This is a genomic window from Moorena sp. SIO1F2 (assembly GCF_010672755.1).
GTDB lineage: Bacteria > Cyanobacteriota > Cyanobacteriia > Cyanobacteriales > Coleofasciculaceae > Moorena.
Window position 1 is genome coordinate 6,812 of record NZ_JAAHFV010000224.1, and the last position, 4,042, is coordinate 10,853.

6 protein-coding genes are annotated in these 4,042 nt (G+C 43.7%); 1 reads left to right on the forward strand and 5 read right to left on the reverse strand.

Annotated features, from left to right (window positions below; translation table 11 throughout):
- The first annotated feature begins 237 nt into the window (after positions 1-237).
- The gene (locus F6J94_RS22645) at positions 238-936 is read left to right on the forward strand and encodes an acetoacetate decarboxylase family protein (protein WP_293044358.1); all 699 of its coding nucleotides are present in this window, start codon (positions 238-240) and stop codon (positions 934-936) included.
- Positions 937-958: 22 nt separating this feature from the next.
- Here F6J94_RS22645 and F6J94_RS22650 read toward each other — a convergent pair whose 3' ends face one another.
- The 5 genes from F6J94_RS22650 to F6J94_RS22670 form a co-directional block, all read right to left on the reverse strand.
- Positions 959-1,486 carry a tetratricopeptide repeat protein gene (locus F6J94_RS22650; RefSeq protein ID WP_293044360.1) on the reverse strand — a complete coding sequence of 176 codons (528 nt, stop codon included), beginning with the start codon at positions 1,484-1,486 and terminating at the stop codon, positions 959-961.
- Complete coding sequence (locus F6J94_RS22655) at positions 1,479-2,240, reverse strand: transporter substrate-binding domain-containing protein (protein WP_293044362.1); 762 nt, start codon at positions 2,238-2,240, stop codon at positions 1,479-1,481. Before F6J94_RS22655 ends, F6J94_RS22650 begins: the two co-directional genes overlap by 8 nt.
- Before the next feature lie 411 nt (positions 2,241-2,651).
- On the reverse strand, positions 2,652-3,005 hold the full coding sequence (rplT, locus tag F6J94_RS22660; RefSeq protein ID WP_008186586.1) for a 50S ribosomal protein L20: 354 nt from the start codon (positions 3,003-3,005) through the stop codon (positions 2,652-2,654).
- Positions 3,006-3,070: 65 nt separating this feature from the next.
- Positions 3,071-3,268, reverse strand: a complete 198-nt coding sequence (gene rpmI, locus F6J94_RS22665; RefSeq protein WP_071107370.1) for a 50S ribosomal protein L35 — start codon at positions 3,266-3,268, stop codon at positions 3,071-3,073.
- Positions 3,269-3,334: 66 nt separating this feature from the next.
- A partial coding sequence (locus tag F6J94_RS22670) for a HAMP domain-containing sensor histidine kinase (protein ID WP_293044364.1) occupies positions 3,335-4,042 on the reverse strand: 708 nt, incomplete at its 5' end.

Sequence of the window (4,042 nt, forward strand, 5' to 3'; positions counted from 1 at the left end):
TAAACCCTTCCAAAACACCAAAGTTAGCTTTATTCCGCAGCAGTTTTTTGATTGCCCAATCAAAGCGAATATGTGTATCTGGCATTGTCTTGTGCTGGTGCTACTGTTCTCGATTATCTCGATTATATGTAAATTTTACTAATTGACTAAATTGGTAATTTTTATCATAATCGGCATAATCTTGGATTCCTTTCACAAAAATCAACGGATTAAGCATTTTACCTAGAGGATGTTCCGATGACTTACCCAAACCCACCCTGGACACTACAAGGCTACGCCATCCAAACCTTGCAGCTGATTGATATTGAGCGAGTGCGATCGCTAATTCCCCCAGAATTTGACATCGTCTCCCTCTGGCCAGGAAAGACTCTAGGTGGGGTGTATCTATCCCTGTACGGCTCAGGGTCAGTCCTAGAATACAGTGAATTAATTGTAGTTGCTGGCAGAGTGCGCTATTCCCGCAAAACTGGCGGCTGGATTTCCCACATCTACGTCGATAACCACGATTCTGTCGCAGGTGGTCGAGAAATTTGGGGATTACCAAAAGAGATAGCTGAGTTCACCTGGGAAAAATGCGAACGACCAAAGGTCACGCTACGCGAACGCCCTACCAGATATCAACATCGGGTCACCGTCCGTCAAGGAGAGAATACCCTGTGCCGCTTCAGCTACAATCACGCTAAGTTTGGCTGGCAACTCCCTCTAAATGACAATGTCTTAAGCACCCTCTCAGGCAATATTCTCTACTTCAACGGTGATTTTAAATCCCGCTTAGGCTTAGTGGGTAGCCAGTTAGAGGTCCCTCCTGAGAGTCCCTTTGCCAATCTAGGGCTCAAGCAACCATGGTTAACCCTTGATATGGATAAGCTGTGCTTAATCGCTGGTGTACCAGAAGTAGTAGGACAACTAAATTCATCCTTGATAATTCATGCTTGATACTTGATACTTCTGACTTTATTCAAGCTGGTGTAACCAAGCGTTTCCGGAGAGATTCTGCTCGACGCTTAGCGGTAGAATTCTTGGGTTCATACTTGAGCGCCTCATCATAAGCTTCTAAGGCTTGAGCAGTTAATTGCTTGCGCTCATAAACATGACCGAGATTGTTGAGGGCTGTGACATATCCAGGCTCTTGCTTCAAGGCTTCTTTGTACTGGCGAATAGCCAGATCATACTGTTCTTTGGCACAATAGGCGAAACCCAAAGCATTATAGACAGGAGCAAGGTTTTCTTCGTCAGCATCAGTCCCTTTCAAGGCTTTTTGAAATAGCAGGATAGCTTGACCAAAGAGCTTCTTGTCCGCATAAATACTGCCCAATTCATAATACTCTATAACCGTCCCCCGGTCTTTTTGCAGCTTTTTCTCCAACCGAGAGAGAGTGGTTTCAATTCTACGAGTTTTGAGAACTTGGCGCAGCACAGCGAAAGTAACACCAGCAAGTAGGACTAGCAAAACTGAGAGATAAATAGTTGGCAGTGTATCATTCATAAGGCTTGACAGTTTTTATTCTTAATGGTAATCCCCAAGCAGTTGCTCGTTGAGCTAACCAACCATCTGCTTGCCAACGTGCGATCGCATTATTCACGCGCTGCTTTAGCTTGGTGTATTGTAACCCCTTAGGCATCACCACACACAAGGCTTCACCCGAGAGCCACACTGGTAGCATCCGATACTCAGGATAGTCTTGTACCCAGCCACTGAGAATGCTCTTATCGGCAGCAAAAGCATCAGCCCTACCATTTTCTAAAAGCGATCGCGCTTCTTGGTAGGAATCTACTCCCACCACCCTAGATTCCGGTAAAGCATACTGCACGACGGCAATTGTGCTAGAATGATTGAGTATGGCTATGGTTCTGCTATGGAGATCACCCAATCTGGTAATTAAGGGGTCTTTAGTAATCAAACCCGTGCCATCCAGGTAGTAGGGGATACTAAAATCCACTAATCGGCGGCGAGGTGCTGTGGCTGTGACTCTAGCAATTGTCAGGTCAACTTCACCGTCCAAAACCACCTTGAGTCGGTCAAGATTTCCCACCTGCTGCAACACCACCGCATCAGAATTACCTAACAGTTCTTCTGCTAGACGTCGTGCTAAGTCAATTTCCAATCCTTGTAACTTGCCATCGGCATCCCTATATCCCAAAGGGCGCAGATTATCTTTGACAGCAACAATCAACTGACCCCGCTGCTCTATTTCCTCAAGTTGAGCACTCCCAACCCGTAACGGTGTCAAAAAAGACATCGCCGTCAATCCGAAGACCATACCAAAGTTGAAGAATTTTTGCTTAAGCATCGGTTGGGGAATCAAAATTGGTAAAGAAATTGGTAAAAAGGTAAGGTATTCCCTGTGAATTCAGGAACTTAACTGAACAATAAATACCCAATTAAATACCAATTAAATACCAATTAAAGATACTAATTGAAGAGGGGTGAGCTAACTATTGTAATCTATAATAATCAAAATAACCAAAGTTTTTTTATCACCCGACAACTTAATCCTTTACGGATTACCTATTTACCCAAAACCCAAGTTTTTCAGCTTGCTAAGCATTCAGCCGTCAGCGATTGGCCTTGGCCTATGGCCACGCTAAGCGAATGGCCAAAAGCTGAAGGCTGACCGCAGACGCGCGTAGGGTGCGCGTAGCGCATATGCTTACTCAGCTTTAGCCGCTAATTCCACCACTTTGTTAAAGCTATCTGGATCCAGCACTGCCAGCTGTGCCAACATCTTGCGGTTAATTTGGATATTGGCTTTTTTCATTTGACCCATCAGCTGGCTGTAGCTAATGCCATTTTGACGTGCTGCTGCGTTAATGCGAGTAATCCACAGACGTCGAAAATCCCGCTTGCGCTTGCGGCGATCACGATAGGCATTCCGCAGCGCTTTCATCACTTGTTGGTTAGCAATGCGGAAGAGTTTCGAGTGGGAACCTCTGAACCCCTTAGCAAGTTTGAGAATTTTTTTGCGCCGCTTACGAGCGACATTACCGCGTTTTACCCGTGTCATGGTTAATTCTAGCTAGTTTGTTTACTTTAGTAGTAGTGTTAGCAGTAATGGTCTACTGTTAAGATTTACATATAAGGCAACATCAGGCGAACATTATCCGCATCCCGTTCGTCTACCAAGCTCAGCTTAGACAAGCGTCCCTTCCTTTCTGAGGTCTTGTGTTCTAGTAAGTGATTTTTAAACGCTTTGCGGCGTCTTATTTTACCACTGCCAGTAGCTCTAAAACGCTTGGCAGCTGATTTGCGGCTTTTTAGTTTAGGCATTGACGGATTATAATAATGGCACAATTTATTATTGTATACCAATTGCTGCGTAATTAAGTGACCGGCTTATTCCTCTTCTGGTAAATTCTTGGGCAAGGTGATGGTAAAGGTTGTTCCGACACCCACTTCACTTTCCACGTGAATCTTACCACCGTGGGAGTCTACACAACTTTTGACAATTGATAACCCTAGTCCTGTTCCTGGGATTATACCCACATTACTGGCACGACTAAAAGACTCAAACAATTTTGGTTGGTCTTCTTTAGGGATGCCAATACCTTGATCAATTATCTGTAATATGACTTTCTCTTCATCTCCGTTTAGTTGTACTAAAATAGTCCCACCATCGGGAGAATATTTAATGGCATTGGAGATGATGTTAGTCAGAATTTGTCGAAGGATTTTGGGGTCTCCTAATATTGGCTCCCAGTCTCTTTCACTACTAAATATTAGCCGATGTTTAGCCCCAAGGCTTGATTTAATTGGGCAGAATAACTCCTGACAAAATGTTACTAAGTTCAAAGCAACTGGTTTCAATTCTAACTTATCGAATTCTGCTTGATTAATGAATAATAAATCATTGACTAGGGTAGTCATATGTTTGACCGCAGCTTGGATCCGCCAAAAATGTTTAAGTTGCTGAGAATCAGTAAATTTATGACGGTACTTTTCTAGGAGTTCCACAGAGGATAGAATTGTCATTAAAGGTGTACGGTACTCATGGGATATGGTAAAAATAATCCGAGATTTAAGGTCACTGACTTCTTTTTCACG

Coding starts and splice junctions, on each gene's coding strand:
- rplT (WP_008186586.1), bottom strand. CDS start 3,005: ATGACACGGGTAAAACGCGGTAATGTCGCTCGTAAGCGGCGCAAAAAA.
- F6J94_RS22645 (WP_293044358.1), top strand. CDS start 238: ATGACTTACCCAAACCCACCCTGGACACTACAAGGCTACGCCATCCAA.
- F6J94_RS22650 (WP_293044360.1), bottom strand. CDS start 1,486: ATGAATGATACACTGCCAACTATTTATCTCTCAGTTTTGCTAGTCCTA.
- F6J94_RS22655 (WP_293044362.1), bottom strand. CDS start 2,240: ATGTCTTTTTTGACACCGTTACGGGTTGGGAGTGCTCAACTTGAGGAA.
- rpmI (WP_071107370.1), bottom strand. CDS start 3,268: ATGCCTAAACTAAAAAGCCGCAAATCAGCTGCCAAGCGTTTTAGAGCT.